This window comes from Streptomyces sp. JJ38, assembly GCF_019303475.1.
In the GTDB taxonomy this organism is placed as follows: Bacteria; Actinomycetota; Actinomycetes; order Streptomycetales; family Streptomycetaceae; genus Streptomyces.
This window is the reverse complement of record NZ_JABLSI010000003.1, coordinates 35905-51580: the sequence shown is the minus strand read 5'-3', so window position 1 is coordinate 51580 and position 15676 is coordinate 35905. Positions and strand designations below refer to the sequence as shown.

Below are 15676 nucleotides of genomic sequence, written 5' to 3'. Positions count from 1 at the left end.
TGCATGCGGCATGGAGCCACCCCGGACGGGCCCGTCGGCCGCCACCCGCTTTCCCCGCCCCGGAGGGCTGCCGCCGACGGCCGGACTTGGATACGGTGATCTTGGAAGGCGTACGGAGTGCGCCGCCGGGCGATGAGTGGGTCCGGGGTTCGCCCCGCCGACCCCCGGCTAGAGCTTTCTACAATTTGTTGATTCATGGGATCACACTGTTGGTTACTCGCAGTTACTGGTCTTAACGTTGCGGGAATGCACGCACGACCGCCCTTCGATGCCGCGAAAGCCCGCCGACTGCGGGAATCCCTCGGCATGACCCCGGCCCACGTCTCCTACGGCATGTGGGCCGCCTTCGGGCTACGGATCACCCCTGAGACGATCGCCGCCTGGGAGCTCCAGGAGGAGACACCGAACGAGACGGAGCTGGCAGCACTGGCCGGAGCACTGTGGTGCTCCCCCGCCGACCTGCTGGGCAAACCCCGCACCCTGCACGAATACCGCCTGGTCAAAGGCGTCGCCCTGTCCGACGTGGCGCTCCAGATCGGCATGCCCACCGCCCAGTACGCGGAGGTGGAGCGCACCGGCACCTGGACCGGCAACGAGCAGCAGGCCGCCACGCTCGCGGCGATTCTCGGCCTGTCCGTGCGCACCCACATCGAGCTGATCGGCAAGGACCGCAAGCTGCGCGAGCACCTGCGCAGCGCTGCCGGCTCCCGCTGGCAGGCCTACGTACGACCGGTGCACAAGCTGCTGCCCTCACTGGACCGCCCGACCGTCGAACGGGTGCTCGAACGCCTCAACGACGAGTTCCACAAGCGGAGCTTCTCCTCGCTGAGCTGGATCGACACCTCCACGGAGACGGGCAGCAACTCGGTGGACGCGGGCCGTCAGTTCCTCGACGAGGTCGGCGAGCACTTCTGGGCCCAGCTCGAAGCCCTGCACCCGGGCCGCTGAGCCGGGCGCAGGGGCACGGCGGTGGGCCAGGTCCCGAAGGCGCCGATCGGGTTACCGTGGGGGTACGCAGGCCCCGACGACGGCCGTGTGGACGCCGTGGGGCGGTCGCCCCGAGGAGTTGCGCCATGACCTCCGCCCCGTCAGCCCCGTTGACGCCCCGCGCCCGCCCCGGCCGCGTCCGGGTCTCCGCGCCGGCCCCGATCCCGACCCGGTCGGCCCCCTCGCCCCTGGCGGCTCTGACCGGCCTGTTCGCCGTACTGGCCGTGCTGGCCGTCCTCGTCGCCGCGGTGGGGGCGGCACCGGCCGCCGCGGCCCCGGCCGCGCCCGCGCAGGGCCTCGGCACGGCCGCCGAGGAGCTGCGGCAGGACCCCGTCTACGTCCACCCCGACGCGCGCGACGAGCTGTCGCGGGGTGACGAGTCCGCGCTGGAGCAGCGCATCGAGCGCGCGGACAAGCCGGTCTTCGTCGCCGTGCTACCGCAGTCCGAGGAGTTCCCGCCGGACACCGTGCTGGCGGATCTGCGGGCGCTCACCGGCGTCACCGGCCTGTACGCCGTCCAGCTCGGCGACCGGTTCAGCGCGGGGGCGGACGACCAGGTGATGTCCCGCGACGCCGTCCGCAACCTGGAGGGCGCCGTCGAGCGGGACCAGGACGACGCCACGGCCCAGCTCACCACGTTCGTCGACCAGGCGCTGCCGCAGGTGAGCGGGCAGGCGCCCACGTCCTGGGACGGGGGCGGGCTCGGTGACGAGGGCTCCGGCGCGGCGGGCCTGCTGACGCTCGGCGGGCTGCTGCTGGTCGGCGGCGCGGGCTTCCTCGCCCTGCGGCGCCGCGCCAACCGGCAGCGCGAGCGGCGCGAGCGCGCGGACCTGGAGAAGCTGCGTGTCGTCGTCGACGAGGACATCACCGCGTTCGGCGAGGAGCTGAACCGGCTGGACTTCCACCCCGGCGAGGCGGGTGCCACCGACGCCATGCGCACCGACTACACCCGGGCGCTGGACGCCTACGACGCCGCGCGGGACCGCATGGAGCTGGCGCGTGGCCCCCGGGACGTCCAGCCGGTGACGGAGAAGCTGGCCGAGGGCCGCTTCGCCCTGGCCACCCTCGACGCACGGCGCACCGGCGAGCCGCTGCCGGAGGAGGAGCGCAAGCCGTGCTTCTTCGACCCCCGGCACGGGCCGTCCGTCACCGATGTGCAGTGGGCCCCGCATGGCGGAGCCCGTCGGCCGGTGCCGGCCTGTGCGGCGGACGCGACACGGCTCGCGGAGGGCGGGGAACCGGCTGCCCGCATGGTGGACACGGACGGCGGCCGGCAGCCGTACTGGAGCGCCGGACCCGTCTACGGGCCGTGGGCGGGCGGCTACTTCGGCGGCGGGCTGCTGCCCGGCATGCTCATGGGCACGATGCTCGGCAGCATGATGACGGCACCCGGCGCCTACGGCTACGGCGACGGCACGGGCCCCGCGGGCGGCGACGTCTCGGGCTCCGACTTCGACTCCGGCGACTTCGGCGGCGACTGGGGCGGCGGTGGCGACGTCGGCGGCTTCGGCGGCGGGTTCGGCGGGGACTTCGGCGGCTTCTGACCAGCGGGCCCCGGGGCGGGCCGGGCGCCCGGCCGCACGCGGGTCCGCGCACGGCCGGGCGGGTGCGTCACTGCGCGGTCCAGCCCCCGTCGACGGCGAGCGCCTGGCCGGTGACGTAAGCGGCCTCGTCGGAGGACAGCCACAGGATCGGCCCCGCGACCTCCTCCGGCCGGCACAGCCGGCCGAGGGGGATGTTGCGCAGGTAGAACGTGTCGGCCGACGGCCCCCGGTCCCGGCGCGCCTGTTCGAGCATCGGGGTGAGCACCGGGCCCGGGCAGACGGCGTTGACCCGGATGCCCTGCGGGCCGTAGTCGACCGCCGCGTTCCGGGTGAGGCCGACGACGCCGTGCTTGGCCGCCGTGTAGGGGGCGGCGTTGAGGTAGCCGATCACCCCGGCGATCGAGGAGACGTTGACGATGACCCCGCCGCCCTGCTCCAGCATGGCGGGCACCTGGTACTTCATCGACAGCCACACACCCTGGAGGTTGACGTCGACGACGCGCCGCCAGTCCTCGGCCCCGAACTCGTGGAGCTTGCGCCCGGACCCCGGGGCGCCGGCGTTGTTGCAGGCCACGTGGAGGGCGCCGTGCCGGTCGAGGACGGTGTCCACCAGGTCGGACATCTGCTCCTCGTCGGTGACGTCGGCCGGGCAGGCGTCCGCGCTGCCGCCCTCGGCCTCGATGAGCGCGACCGTCTCCTTGAGCGGCTCGGTCCGACGTCCGGTCAGCACGACCCGCGCCCCCTCCCGGGCGTACGCGAGTGCCGCTGCCTGGCCGATGCCGGTGCCGCCTCCGGTGACCAGCACGACCCGGTCCTGAAACCGCATGACTACTCCTTGATCAGTTGTTCGACGGACTGCTGGATGGCCACCGCGTCGGGCAGCACCCTCGGCTCCAGCGCGGGGCTGGCCGGGTAGGGCACGCCCAGCGAGCCGAGGCGGACGACGGGGGCACGGAGTTCGGCGAAGGCCGACTCGGTCACCGCGGCGGCGATCTCGGCGGTGGGGCCGTAGCGCACCCAGGACTCGGCCACCACGACGGCCCGACCGGTCCTGCGCACCGAACCGGTGAGCGTGCCCAGGTCGAGCGGGCGCAGCGAGCGCACGTCGACGACCTCGGCATCCACGCCCTGCTCGGCCAGCCGCTCGGCGGCGGTCAGCGCCTCCCCCACCATGCGGGAGAGGGCCAGCACGCTGACGTCCCGGCCGGGCCGGACGACCCGGGCGGTGCCCAGGGGCACCACGTGCTCACCGGAGGGCACGGGGCCCTCGGTGCCGTACAGCAGCTTGTGCTCGACGAGGACCACCGGGTCGTCGCCGCGCAGGGCGGCGGTCAGCAGGCCCTTGGCGTCGGCGGGCGTGCTCGGCATGACGGTGTGGACGCCGGGGAGGTGCGCCGTCCACGCCTCCAGCGACTTGGAGTGCTGCGGACCGGCGTTGACGCCCGCGCCGCCCTGCGTGCGGATCACCAGGGGCACGCGCACCTGGCCGCCGTAGGCGAACGGGAACACCGAGGCGGCGTTGGCGATGCTGTCCAGGGCGAGGGTCATGAAGTCCGTGTACATCATCTCGACGACGGGCCGCAGACCGCTCATGGCCATGCCGACCGCCGCACCGACGATGCCGTTCTCGGAGATCGGGGTGTCCATGACGCGCTCGGCGCCGAACTCCTCCAGCAGGCCGCGCGTCACGGAGAAGACACCGCCGTAGACGCCGATGTCCTCGCCCAGCAGCACCACGCTCTCGTCACGCCGCATCTCCTCGCGCAGGGCCGCGTTCAGGGCCTCGCTGTACGTCATGCGCGTCATCGCGCACCTCCCTCGTCCCAGGCTGCGGCGTAGGCGAGCAGCTCCTCCGGGTCCGGCCAGGGGCTCGCCTCGGCGAAGTCGACGGCGTCGGCGATGCGCCGTGCCGCGTCGGCCGCGGCCCCGGCGACGGCCTCGGCGGAGACGCCGCGCTCGCGCAGCCGGGCCTCGGCGCGCTCCAGCGGGTCGACGTAGCCCTCCCACTCCTCGTCCGGCCGGTAGCCGCCGCGGTCCGAGCCGGAGAAGGCGCTGTCCCGGAAGGTGACGGCCTCGACCAGGGTCGGCCCGTCGCCCTCCCGGGCGCGCTCGGCCGCCTGCGCGACGGCGTCCCGCACCGCCTCCGGGTCGCCGCCGTCGACCTGGCGGCCGGGCATGCCGAACCCGGCCGCCCTGCGGTGCAGTGCGGTCTCGCGAACGTGCCGGTCGAGCCGGACGCTGAGTCCGTAGCCGTTGTTCTCGACGAGCACCACGACAGGGAGCCGCCACAGGGCCATCATGTTCAACGCCTCGTTGAAAGCACCGGAGTTGACGGAGCCGTCGCCCGTCATGCACAGGGTCACGCGCGCGTCCGCGGCCCGGCGCTGGGCGGTGCCGTGGCCGACCGCGAGCAGCAGCGAGTGGCCGACGATGCCCGAGGGGCCGAGGAGCCCGTGCTCCCGGTCGCCCACGAGCATGTGGCCGCCACGGCCCCGGCACTGGCCGTCGGCACGGCCCATCATCTCGGCGAAGGTGGGGCCGAGGGGCAGCCCGAGTCCGACGTAGAGCGAGTGGGGCCGGTGGGTTCCGGTCACGATGTCGCCCCGCCGGAGCGCGGCGGTGGCGCCGATGCCGACGGCCTCCTGGCCGACGCCGAGGTGCATCGGGCCGCGGACGAGCCCCTCGGCCACCAGGCGGGGCAGGGTCTCGTCCATGCGTCGGGACAGGCACATCCGCCGGTAGAGCTCCAGGAGCGGGACGGTCGGCGGGTCGAGTGACGGTTCGGGACTGGGGGGTGTCTGCGGGTTCACAACGCCTTCTGCAGGGTGAGGGGCTTGGTGTCCGGGCGCAGCCTGCGGCGCACCGGACGGGTCAGGGCCAGCCCGCCGGCCAGCCCGGCGGCACCGAGGGCGGCACACGTCCACCAGAGGGCGTCCGGCCCCACGGAGACGTACAGCTGTGCGCCCAGGGGCGGCCCGACGAACTGGGCGGCGGCGAACGACCAGCCGAACGCGGCCTGGTAGCGCCCCTGAGCGTGGTCGGGGGCCAGGTCGGCGACGAGCGAGCCGACGAAGCTCGCCGCGCCGATCTCGCCGAGCGTCCAGACGACGACGGTGATCAGGTATTCGGGTACCGAGTCGGCCAGCCCGGTGCAGGCGATACCGACGCCGAACACCAGCCAGGAGACGGACAGGACGGTCAGCCGGTCGTAGCGTTCCAGCCAGGCGCTGAGCAGGGGCTGGCTGACGCCGATGATCACCCCGCTGGCCAGGAACACCGAACCGTAGACGGTGCTGCTGAGGCCGTCGTCCTTGATGGCCAGGGGCAGGCCGACCGTGATCTGCGCGGCGACCACGCCGTTGACGAGGTTGAGGCAGATGAGGGCGAGCAGCAGCCGGTCGCGGAGCACGCCGGACCGGGACCCGCCTCCGGCGGGGCCGGGCCGGGCGGTGCCCTCCTCGCCGGCGGGGTTCTGGCCGGTGGCGCCCCGCGGCTCGTCCGCCGGCCCGGGCGGGCCGACGCGGTGGCCTCCGCGACGGCCGAAGCGACCGCCGCGGAGGCGGACGGAAGGGCGACGCGCCGTTGCGCCCGTGGGCCGGTCGTCCGGCAGGAGGGTGGCGGCGACCACCGCGAACGCGGCCGTCGTGACGGCCTGGACGACGAAAAGGAGCCAGTAGCCGTGCTGGGCGAGCAGCCCGGCGACGAGTCCGCCCAGGGCCACACCGAGGTTGACGGCCCAGTAGACGAGGCTGTAGGCACGGGTCCGGTCGCCGGCCGCGACCACCATCGCCACCAGGGCCGCGGCGGCGGGACGGTAGATATCGACGACGAGGCCGACGAGCAGACCGGCCGCGAGGGTCGCGGGGAGTCCGGTGGCCATGCCGAGCAGGGCGATGGCGACCGCGCTCGTGGCCAGGCCGGTCACCAGCGCGAACCGCGGCCCCCACCGGTCGGCCAGGACCCCGCCGAGGGGCTGCGAGAAAAGCCCCCCGAGACCGACGGCGCCGAGCACGAGTCCGGCGTCCCCCGAGGACAGTCCGCGATCGCCGAGATAGAGGACCAGAAAGGGGACGACCATGCTGCCGATGCGATTGATGAACTGCCCGGCGAAAACGACCCAGAAACTTCGTGGCATTCCGCCGAATCGGGCTGTGCCCACAGCGGATAACCGGCGCATGCCGGATCTCATGGATTCCCCCAACATAGCTGGTCAGACGCCGAACTCACCCCGATCAGGAGGCCGTTGCCCAGCTTCCGACCCTACAAGGAGGAATCGGCATACCGGGCCATGCGGTTGACGCATGTGACCTTCCTCACCGAAATAGCCGGGAAGTCAACTACCGTACACGGCAGGGAAGTTGACAATTCATTCGCTATCGGGTCTGATCGGGAATCCCCGCGGACCCGCCGTCGGCCCCTGTTCGCGGAGCTCGATCCGACAGAACGGACCTGACCGGAATGACTTCTCGCCATATCGCCCTGGTCGATACGTACGCGCTGTCCCAGCGGCTGGCCGCGGGATTCGCGTCCGCGGGGTTCACGCCCATCCGGGTGCAGAGCACTGTGGAGGTCCCGGCGCTGTACGAGGGAAAGCCGGACCCGCACCCCTATGCGGCGGAGATCGTGCACGAGGGCGATGTGGCCAAGACGGCCGAGCAGGTGGCCGCGTTCCGTCCGCTGGCGGTCGTGGCCGGGGGTGAGATCGGCGTGGAACTGGCGGACGCGCTCAGCGAGCACCTCGCGGAGGAGCTCGGCCTCCCGACCAACGGCACCGCCTTGAGCCGGGCGCGGCGGGACAAGTTCGCGATGATCGAGACGGTCAAGTCCCACGGTCTGCACGGCGCGGAGCAGATCCGCGTCGCCGACGAGGACGAACTGGCCGAATGGCACCGGAAGCTGGGGCGCCGCGTGGTGCTCAAGCCGCTGCGGAGCGCCGCCAACGACGGGGTGCAGTGGTGTGACACGCCGGAGGAGTCGGTCCGCGCCTTCCGCCGGCTCTCCGGCCGTCGCAACATCTTCTCCGAGCCCGGCGACGGCGTCGTCGCGCAGGAGTACCTGGTGGGCGCCGAGTACCTCCTCAACACGGTGAGCCGCAACGGCAGGCACCACGTCTGCGACATCTGGAAGACCTACCGGATCAGCGCCAACGGCATCCGCGACCTGGCCGTCGCCGTCCACCTGCTGCCCCGCCGGGGCGAGGTGCAGGAGCAGGTCGTCGACTACGGCTTCCGGGCGCTGGACGCCCTGGGCATCCAGCACGGCCCCGCCCACGTCGAGGTCAAGATGACGCCGCAGGGCCCGTGCCTGGTGGAGCTGGGGGCCCGGGTCTCCGGCCTGGACCTGCCCGGCTACACGGCCCGGGCGACCGGTGAGTCGCAGATCAGCTGGACGGTGGACGCGTACACCGACCCCGAGCGCTTCCTCGCGCGCTGCGACGAGGACTACGTGATGCGCCGCAGCGTGGCCTGGGCGGGCATGGTCTCCCCCGTGGGCGGCAGGCTGCTCGGGTACCGGGGTCTGGAGGAGCTGCGCGGGCTGGAGAGCGTCGAGGACGTGCGGGTCCTGGTCGCGCCGGGCGACACGCTGCACCCCACGGTGGACGACTCCACGTACCCGATGTCGATCTCGATGGCCCACGACGTGGACGAGGTCCTGCTGCGCGATCTCGGCACCGTCCGCTACCTGGACGGGCGCGGCTTCTACGAGGTCGAGGCCACGCCCGCCGGGTGACGGTCCGCCGGTCACGGGACCCCTCGACCGGTCAGGCGGCGGCCTGCGCCTGGCCGACCGCCCGGGCGATGCCGTTCACCGTCAGGTCGTCCAGGATGTCCTCGGCCTCCAGGTAGACGTCGAACTCGCCCTCGATCTCGGTGAGCATGGCGATCAGGAGCAGTGAGTCGCCGCCGAGTTCGGGGAAGGAGACGTCGTGCGGCACGTCGTCGCGCTTGAGCAGCTTCCTCCACAGCTCGGCGACCTGGGCCACCGGGGTGTCGAGATCCGCGGTGCGGTGTTCCGTCATGCCTGACTGCCTTTCGTGCGGGGATCGGGCCAGGGGAGGGTTTCCAGCCGGTCGGCGGTGGCCTGGCGCACCGCCTCGCGGTTGACTTTGAGGTTGCGGTTGAGCAGAGGGCTGTCGGGGGTGAGCGGTCCGGGCATCAGGCCGATCCCGCGCACGGCCTGGGCCGCGCCGAGCTTCGCGTTGAGCTGCTCGACACGCGGCCGCAGCGAGCCCCGGACGGCGTCCTCGTCACCCTCGTACCAGAGCACGGCCGCCATGCCGCCCCCGTCCTCCAGGGGGTACAGGCAGGCCTGCGTCACGCCGCGGGCGCGGGCGAGTTCGTCCTCCAGGTCCTCGGTCTGGAGCTTCTGTCCGCCCGTGGTGATGATGAGGTTCTTCCTGCGGCCTCGCAGGAAGAGATAGCCGTCCTCGTCGAAGGCGCCGAGGTCGCCGGTGGCGATGGTGTCGTCGCCGCGGAGCACAGCGCGCACGCTGTCGGCGGGCTCTCCCTCGTAGCCGACGCACAGGTGCCGGTCGTGCCGGACGACGACCTCGCCGTCGTCGGTGATCGCGACCGTGCCCGGGAAGACGGGGCGCCCCACCGAGCCGATCCGGTTGGCGCCGCGCCGGTTCCAGGTCAGGTAGCCGATCTCCGTCATCCCGTAGATCTGGTAGAGCTCGAAGCCGGCCTTGGCGAAGAACTCCAGCATGCCGTCGCGGACCGGGGCCGAGCCGACCAGCATGAGCCGCATCGCCCCGCCGTACATCTGGTGCAGCTCGCGGAAGACGAGCCGCCGCCAGCGTCGGCGCAGCCCGGGCGAGGGCAGCAGATGCGCCAGGGAGGCCAGCGCGTCGAGCGCGGCCCGCCGGCGGGCGGGCATGTTCCGGTAGCGGTTCTCGACGAACTCGTAGAAGTTCGGGGGGCCGAGGAGGATCGTGGGCCGCGTCTCCGGCAGCGCGGGCAGGAACCGGCCGACCGTCGTGAGCACGATGTCGCAGTCGTTGCGCATCGCCAGGTAGCACAGATAGCGCTGCTGGAAGGTGGAGAGCGGCAGCGCGATCATGAGACGGTCGTCGCGCCGGAACGGGTAGGCCGCCGTGTGGGCCTCGATCAGTTCGCGCACCCCCGGCCAGGCGATGAGCAGGCACTTGACCCGGCCAGCGGTGCCGGAGGAGAAGGCGAGAGTGAAAGGCTCCGGACCGTCGGCGGGGACGCGCTCCCCCGCCGGGCTCGGGGCGGGGTCGCGCGGGGTGACGGCGAGGGGCTGGTCGAGCACGGTGTCGAGCGGGGCCACGGCGGCGTCCTCGGAGCGGCCACGGGCCTCCCTCCCCGCGAACACGGCCGCGAGCCCGTAGGTCTCGGAGATCTCCGCGTTGCCGCGACCCTTGAAGTCCGGGACGGGGATGGCGACGGGCGTCGCCCCGAGCTCCAGCAGGGCCAGGTCGAGCACGAGCCAGGGGTAGGAGTTGTGGCCGCGGATGCCGACGCGCATGCCCGCACGGAAGCCGTGGGACTCCAGGCTCTTCGCGAGCGCCGTCACGTCGTCCAGCACCGCGCGCCAGGAGATGAACCGCGCCCCGTCGCGGTCGAAGACGCGGACGCCGCCCGAGGTGCTGCGGCGCAGCCATTCGAGGACGACCCGGGGGCCGTCGGAGTGGTCGTGGCGCGGGAGGCCGGTGCCTGCCGGGACCTGCTGTTCACGCATTGCCTTCTCCAAGCTGGGGGTGCCGACGTACACGGGGCCGGAGGTGCGCCGTCCGTCAGCCCGGGCTGCGGGCCCAGCGGCTGACGCCGAGGAAGCCGAGGCAGGCCAGCAGGCCCACGACGGAGCAGCTCAGCCACAGCAGCCCGGTGCCAATGCCGTAGAGGTACGTGCCGACGGCCGGTCCGAGGCCGAAGGCCACGGCTTGCACCGTGGCCAGGTAGCCCTGGTAGAGCCCGACCCGGTCGGGCGGGGAGAGCGCGGCCGTGGCACTGCTGACGACGGGCGAGAACAGCATCTCGCCGACGGTCCAGACGCCCACCGCCACGGCGATCAGCCAGTACGGGCCGGCCACGCCCGTGAGCACGATGCCGAAGGTCATCAGCAGGGTGCCGATCGCCGCGGGGATCCACCAGGGCACCCGGCGGGTGAGCCCGCTGAGCGGCATCTCGAAGAGGATCACCAGCCCGCTGTTGAGCGTCAGCAGGAGGGCGTACGCGCTGGCGCTGTGCCCCTCCTCGACGGCCAGCGCGACCGTGGAGGTGTACTGCACGTACACGGCCGTGATGGCGATGATCGAACCGTAGAAGAGGATCAGGCGCAGCGGCGGGAGCCCGCCGCCCGCGGCCCGCCGCGCGTCGGCCGTGCGGGCCCGGGACGGGACGGCCGGCAGGCCCAGCCACAGCAGCAGGCTGAACGCGGCGTAGGTGCAACTGCTGATGACGAAGAGGGTCTTGAGGTTGTCGTTCGCCACGGTGGCGGCGATGAGCGGCCCGAGGGTCGAGCCGAGGTTCAACGCGAGCCGGAAGAAGGCGAAGATCGGGACCCGGTCTTCCTCCTTCGTGTGGTCGACCAGCAGCGCCGAGGCGGCCGGCAGGTAGGCCTGCGCGAACAGCGCGGTCGCGAACACGCCGCACAGGGCCACCGGCCGGTTCGGGGACATGCCGATGACCGCGAGCCCGCCGGAGGCGAGCACGGTCGAGCCGACCAGGGACGCCTTCCGGGACAGCCGGTCCGAGGCCCAGCCGCCCAGCAGCGAGCCCATCGGGGTGGCGATGCCGACCGCGAGCAGGATCAGCGGCATCTCCTGCGTGGTGAAGCCGAGTTGCTTGAGGAAGAGCACCAGGAAGGTGGCGAAGAACGAGCCCGCCCGGTTGAGGAAGACACCGGCCACCAGGACCCAGACGGGCCGCGGGGCGTCGCGGACGACCCGGAGCACCGAGCGCCGTTGCTGTGGCCGGTCGGTGCCGACCGCCTCGTCGGTACTCATCGAGCGCTCAGCGGCTCGCCTTCGATCACGACGCCCGCCTCCACCGCCCGCCGGCGTCGCAGGCACTCGTCCCGGTCGGCTCCGCTGACGACGGCGAACCCCATCCGGGAGAGGAAGCCCTCGGGCGGCAGCCGAACCTCGGTGCCGGGCGGCAGGAAGGCGACGAAGCGGTCGAGGCCGGGGTAGGCGTCGGGTGCCTCGGCCAGCCGCACCGTGTCGAGTCGCATGGCCTGCGGGGGATAGATCATGGTGATGGCGGCGGTGCCGTCGCCGGGCGCGGACAGGTCGGGCTCCCGGCCCACCGCGATGTCGGCCGCGGCCCCGGCGAGGTCCACGCCGTGGGCGAGCGCGCCGAGGTGCGGGATGAGGTCGCCGCCGAGCCGGACGTTGATCTCCACGATCCGGGGGCCGCGGCTGGTGAGCCGGAACTCCGCGTGGGTGACGAGGTTGTCCAGGCCGGCCGCCTTGTGCGCCGCCGCGACCATCTCCAGGGCCGCGTCCAGGTCGGGGTGCGGCCGGGCCGGCACCACGTGCCCGAGCTCCTCGAAGTACGGCGCGAAGCCGATCTCCTTCTCCGCGACGACCAGCGGAGTTGCCGTCCCCTGCCACACGGCGCAGTCGGCGCTGTACTCGGGGCCGTCGAGGTACTCCTCGATCAGCACCCCGTCGAGCCGGGAGACGGTGCCGTCTCCGGCCCGGGCGGTGTCCGCCGTGCCGAAGGCGGCCAGCAGGTCCGCCTCGGTGTCGGCGCGGACGACGCCGATGCTGCCCCCGAGGGCACGGGGCTTGAGGACCACGGGGTAGCCGATGTCTGCCGCCGCCCGGCGGGCCGTCTCCACGTCGTGGGCGACGGCGAAACGGACCGGGCCGAGGCCGGCCTCGGCGAGGCAGGCGCGCAGGGCGCCCTTGTCCTTGCACCGGCGGACCGCCTCCGGGTCCGTGTGGGGCACGCCCAGCTCCCGGGCGAGCCGGGCCGCGGGCTCGACGAGGGCCTCGTCGTAGGTCAGCACCCCGTCCGGGGACACCTCCCGCGCGACGGCGAGCAGCCGCTCGGAATCCTCGGCGTCTATTCGGTGGAATCCCCTGACGTAAGGCTCCTGCCAGGACAGGTCCCTGCCCTCGACCAGAACGACGTCGACGCGCTCACTGATCGCTTTGAGCGCGTAGTCGCGAAACGGCTGACCGCCACTGCCGATCAGTAGCAGCTTCTTCCTGCTCATACAGCGTACCCCACCACAGGCTTCGATTGTCTGTCAATCATTCTTATACGCCAAGGAGTTGGCACATCAGCACCCCGGAAACGGGCGTTTCCGGACCACCTCGGAACCGAAGAATTCCGGCCGTTCGATCGGCCGCCCCGGCGTGAAATCCGCGCACCGCGGAATACCCGGCCGACACCGTCCGGCACTCCCGAACGGGAAGGGCGCGGCCCGCGGGGACGGTGGCCGGGACGGCCTCACTCCAGGGCCGGGTCGAGCGGCCGTGCGCCCGTGGCCCGCACGAGCACGGCGCACTGCTCGTCGAGCGCCCGGCGGGTGACCGTCGCCTCGGCCGCCGCCGCGTCGAACCCGTGGAAGGTGCCGGGAAAGTGACGGATCTCGACGGAAACGCGCGCGGCCAGCAATCGCCGCGCGTAGGCCAGCCCCTCGTCCCGCAGCGGATCGAACTCCGCCGTCATGACATAGGCGGGCGGAAGTCCGCTCAGGTCTTCCGCCATGGCCGGAGCGGCATAGGGGGACACGGATTCGGGCGTGCCGGAACCCAGGTAATGGCGCCACATGTGGACGTTGTTGCGCTGATGCCAGCCCGGTGTGGAGTCGAATTCCTTCATCGAATCCGTGGTCATGCGGTGATCCGTGACCGGATACAACATGAGCTGGTGGACGACCCGCGGCCCGTCGAGGTCGCGGGCCGCCAGCGAGACGGCCGCCGCGAGGGCACCGCCCGCGCTGGTGCCGCCCACGGCGACGCGCTCGCGGTCGATGCCGAGTTCGGCGGCGTTGCCCGCGGCCCACACCAGGACGTCGTAGCAGTCCTCGAAGGCGGCCGGGAACGGGTGCTCGGGCGCGAGCCGGTAGTCGACCGAGATCACCACGATGCCGGTGCGCCGGGCGATCTCCCGGCAGCGGGCGTCCTCCGTCTCCAGGTTCCCCGTGACGAAGCCGCCCCCGTGGAAGAAGAGGAGGGCCGGTGCCGGTTCCACGGACCCGTGCGCGGCGTAGAGGCGGACCGGTATGCCGGCCTCTCCCTCCCGCGCCGGCGCGGTGCGGTCGGTGACCGCCACCTCGTCCCGTGGTGCCGCCCTGCCGCGCATCGCGTTGGAGATCCGGTAGGCGCGGGCGAGGGCCGCGCGGGCCTCCTGGGGGCGGGCGTAGTCGAGGTCGGGCTGGAGCCCGGCGGCGCGGGCGAGTTCCGGGTCGATGCCCTCGGGCACGGTCAGGGTCACGGGCGGTTCCTCAGCGGCTGCGACGGGGTGGTCGGGTCGGGACGGGACGGAGGCGGGCCATCGGCGGCCGCCAGCTGCCGCGGGGGCGGGGCCGGGCCGTCCCCCGGGGCGGAGGCGGGCCCGGGGCCCGCGGCGGGGACGGGGCGCCGGTCGTGGAAGGCGGGGAACGCGGCCCGGGTCCGGCCCACCTCGGCCGGGTCGAGGTCCAGGGTGAGCGTGCCGGCCTCGCCTCCGGCCTCCGCGAGCACGGTCCCCCAGGGGTCGACAACCATGCTGGTGCCGCCCACCTCGACGCCTTCCTGCCGCCCGGCGGCGTTGCAGGCGAGCAGGAACGCCTGGTTCTCCAGGGCCCGGGCCCGTACCAGCAGGCGCCAGTGCTCGATCCGGGACGCCGGCCAGGCGGCGGGCACGATCAGCAGCTCGGCGCCGTCGCCGGCGAGGGCCCGGAACAGCTCGGGGAAGCGCAGGTCGTAGCAGGTCGCCAGGCCCGCCCGGCCGAGCGCGGTGTCCCGCGCCCGCACGCCGTCCCCCGGGGCGAGCAGCTCCGCCTCCCGCGACCGGTATCCCAGCAGGTGGAACTTGCGGTAGGTGTGGAGGAGTTCGCCGTCCGGCCCGAACAACAGGCTCGTGTTGTGGAGCCGGCCGTCCGGGCCCCGCTCCACCACGCTGCCCGCGTGCAGATGGACCGAGGCCGCCCGGGCGGCCTCGCCCAGCGCCCGAACGGTCGGGCCGGCCAGGGGCTCGGCCGTCTCCTCGTAGGCGTCGAAGGCGAAGTAGCCGGTGGCCCACAGCTCGGGCAGGACGACGAGGTCCGCGCCACGGTGGGCGACCACCCGGTCGCACACCGCCGCGACCCGTCGGGGGAAGGACTCCCGGCGGTCCACGTCGAGTTGGAGCAGAACAGCGCGCACCACTGTCTCCCGTCGCGGTCGCTCAGCGGATCCTGCTGATGATGAGGAAGGCGTCGAGCGGCCCGAGGGTGCCGCGGAACATGGCGTCCAGCTCCGGGTCCCCGGTCGTCGGCAGCTCACCGTAGAGCTCGTCCAGCGCGTCGTACGCGTTGCGCAGGGTGAGCGTGGAGGGCTCCAGGATGTGCCGCTGGCCCAGCCAGGTGGCCAGACTGACGCCACAGGCCGCGACGTCCGCCGGCAGCGGGGTACTCGGGTGCGGGAAGACGGTGCCGCCGTCGACGAGGCCGCGCATGAGCCGGTAGAAGATCGGGCTCTCGGTGCGGGCCGTCAGGTAGACGGGCAGGTCGCCCGGGCAGTTCGGCAGCACCGCCTCGGCGACCCGCTCCCCCATGAGCTTGCGCATGGTGCCCCTGGACTGGCGCCGGGGCACCATCCCGGTGGAGTCGAGGTAGGCGATGACGTGTTCGTCGAACCGGAGCAGATGGTGCCCGGTCCAGCCGACGATGGCGCCCTCCTCGTCGGCGACGAGCACGAACTCCGCCAGCCGCTCCAGGTAGCCCTCCTTGCTCCGCTGCGCCCAGTAGGGCGTCATGTCGGCCTCGAAGGACTGGGTGGTCACCGGGACCAGGGCGTCGTAGACACGGTGGTGCGCCGAGACGCTGAGGTTCTGCCGGGGGTTGTCCACGACGTAGGCGGTCAGTCCGCCGTCGAGGGCGGTCGTCCGGCAGCGCTCCAGGGCCTCCCCGAGCACGTCGGTGATCAGGGGAAGGCCGTGGGCGACGGCCGCGGTCGAGGTCATGATGGCTTCCTTTTGGTT

The 15676-nt window shown here is 73.0% G+C and carries 14 protein-coding genes; 3 read left to right on the top strand and 11 right to left on the bottom strand.

Annotated features, from left to right (window positions below; translation table 11 throughout):
* The first annotated feature begins 246 nt into the window (after positions 1–246).
* Positions 247–948, top strand: a complete 702-nt coding sequence (locus HPT28_RS02120) for a helix-turn-helix transcriptional regulator (protein WP_219088622.1) — start codon at positions 247–249, stop codon at positions 946–948.
* A 125-nt stretch (positions 949–1073) separates the two neighbouring features.
* Entirely contained in the window at positions 1074–2531 is a 1458-nt protein-coding gene (locus HPT28_RS02115) for a hypothetical protein (RefSeq protein ID WP_257577932.1), read from the top strand.
* Between the two features lie 67 nt (positions 2532–2598).
* On the opposite strand, the gene HPT28_RS02110 is transcribed toward HPT28_RS02115, so the two are convergent.
* From HPT28_RS02110 to HPT28_RS02095, 4 genes are read right to left on the bottom strand one after another with little or no spacing between them, the layout of a single operon-like run.
* Positions 2599–3357: an SDR family NAD(P)-dependent oxidoreductase gene (locus tag HPT28_RS02110; protein WP_219088620.1), complete on the bottom strand. Its 759-nt coding sequence runs from the start codon at positions 3355–3357 to the stop codon at positions 2599–2601.
* A 2-nt stretch (positions 3358–3359) separates the two neighbouring features.
* Positions 3360–4337, bottom strand: a complete 978-nt coding sequence (locus tag HPT28_RS02105; RefSeq protein WP_219088618.1) for an alpha-ketoacid dehydrogenase subunit beta — start codon at positions 4335–4337, stop codon at positions 3360–3362.
* The gene (locus tag HPT28_RS02100; protein ID WP_219088616.1) at positions 4334–5341 is read right to left on the bottom strand and encodes a thiamine pyrophosphate-dependent dehydrogenase E1 component subunit alpha; all 1008 of its coding nucleotides are present in this window, start codon (positions 5339–5341) and stop codon (positions 4334–4336) included. The genes HPT28_RS02105 and HPT28_RS02100 overlap by 4 nt, the downstream gene beginning before the upstream one ends.
* Positions 5338–6666 carry an MFS transporter gene (locus tag HPT28_RS02095; RefSeq protein ID WP_219088614.1) on the bottom strand — a complete coding sequence of 443 codons (1329 nt, stop codon included), beginning with the start codon at positions 6664–6666 and terminating at the stop codon, positions 5338–5340. Before HPT28_RS02095 ends, HPT28_RS02100 begins: the two co-directional genes overlap by 4 nt.
* Positions 6667–6989: 323 nt before the next feature.
* On the opposite strand from HPT28_RS02095, the gene HPT28_RS02090 reads away from it, so the two are divergent.
* On the top strand, positions 6990–8261 hold the full coding sequence (locus HPT28_RS02090; RefSeq protein WP_219088612.1) for an ATP-grasp domain-containing protein: 1272 nt from the start codon (positions 6990–6992) through the stop codon (positions 8259–8261).
* Between the two features lie 31 nt (positions 8262–8292).
* Here HPT28_RS02090 and HPT28_RS02085 read toward each other — a convergent pair whose 3' ends face one another.
* The 7 genes from HPT28_RS02085 to HPT28_RS02055 form a co-directional block, all read right to left on the bottom strand.
* On the bottom strand, positions 8293–8550 hold the full coding sequence (locus HPT28_RS02085) for an acyl carrier protein (RefSeq protein WP_219088610.1): 258 nt from the start codon (positions 8548–8550) through the stop codon (positions 8293–8295).
* Positions 8547–10235 (bottom strand): AMP-binding protein, encoded by a 1689-nt coding sequence (locus HPT28_RS02080; RefSeq protein ID WP_219088608.1) that lies wholly within the window; start codon positions 10233–10235, stop codon positions 8547–8549. Before HPT28_RS02080 ends, HPT28_RS02085 begins: the two co-directional genes overlap by 4 nt.
* A gap of 55 nt (positions 10236–10290) precedes the next feature.
* A complete protein-coding gene (locus HPT28_RS02075; RefSeq protein WP_219088607.1) occupies positions 10291–11502 on the bottom strand; it encodes an MFS transporter in 1212 nt (403 codons plus the stop codon).
* Positions 11499–12722: an ATP-grasp domain-containing protein gene (locus tag HPT28_RS02070; protein ID WP_219088605.1), complete on the bottom strand. Its 1224-nt coding sequence runs from the start codon at positions 12720–12722 to the stop codon at positions 11499–11501. Before HPT28_RS02070 ends, HPT28_RS02075 begins: the two co-directional genes overlap by 4 nt.
* Before the next feature lie 236 nt (positions 12723–12958).
* Positions 12959–13948, bottom strand: coding sequence for an alpha/beta hydrolase (locus HPT28_RS02065; RefSeq protein WP_219088603.1), 990 nt, complete (start codon positions 13946–13948; stop codon positions 12959–12961).
* Positions 13945–14859, bottom strand: coding sequence for a carbon-nitrogen family hydrolase (locus HPT28_RS02060; RefSeq protein WP_219088601.1), 915 nt, complete (start codon positions 14857–14859; stop codon positions 13945–13947). Before HPT28_RS02060 ends, HPT28_RS02065 begins: the two co-directional genes overlap by 4 nt.
* 22 nt (positions 14860–14881) lie before the next feature.
* Positions 14882–15658 (bottom strand): hypothetical protein, encoded by a 777-nt coding sequence (locus HPT28_RS02055; RefSeq protein WP_219088599.1) that lies wholly within the window; start codon positions 15656–15658, stop codon positions 14882–14884.
* Between the last annotated feature and the right edge of the window lie 18 nt (positions 15659–15676).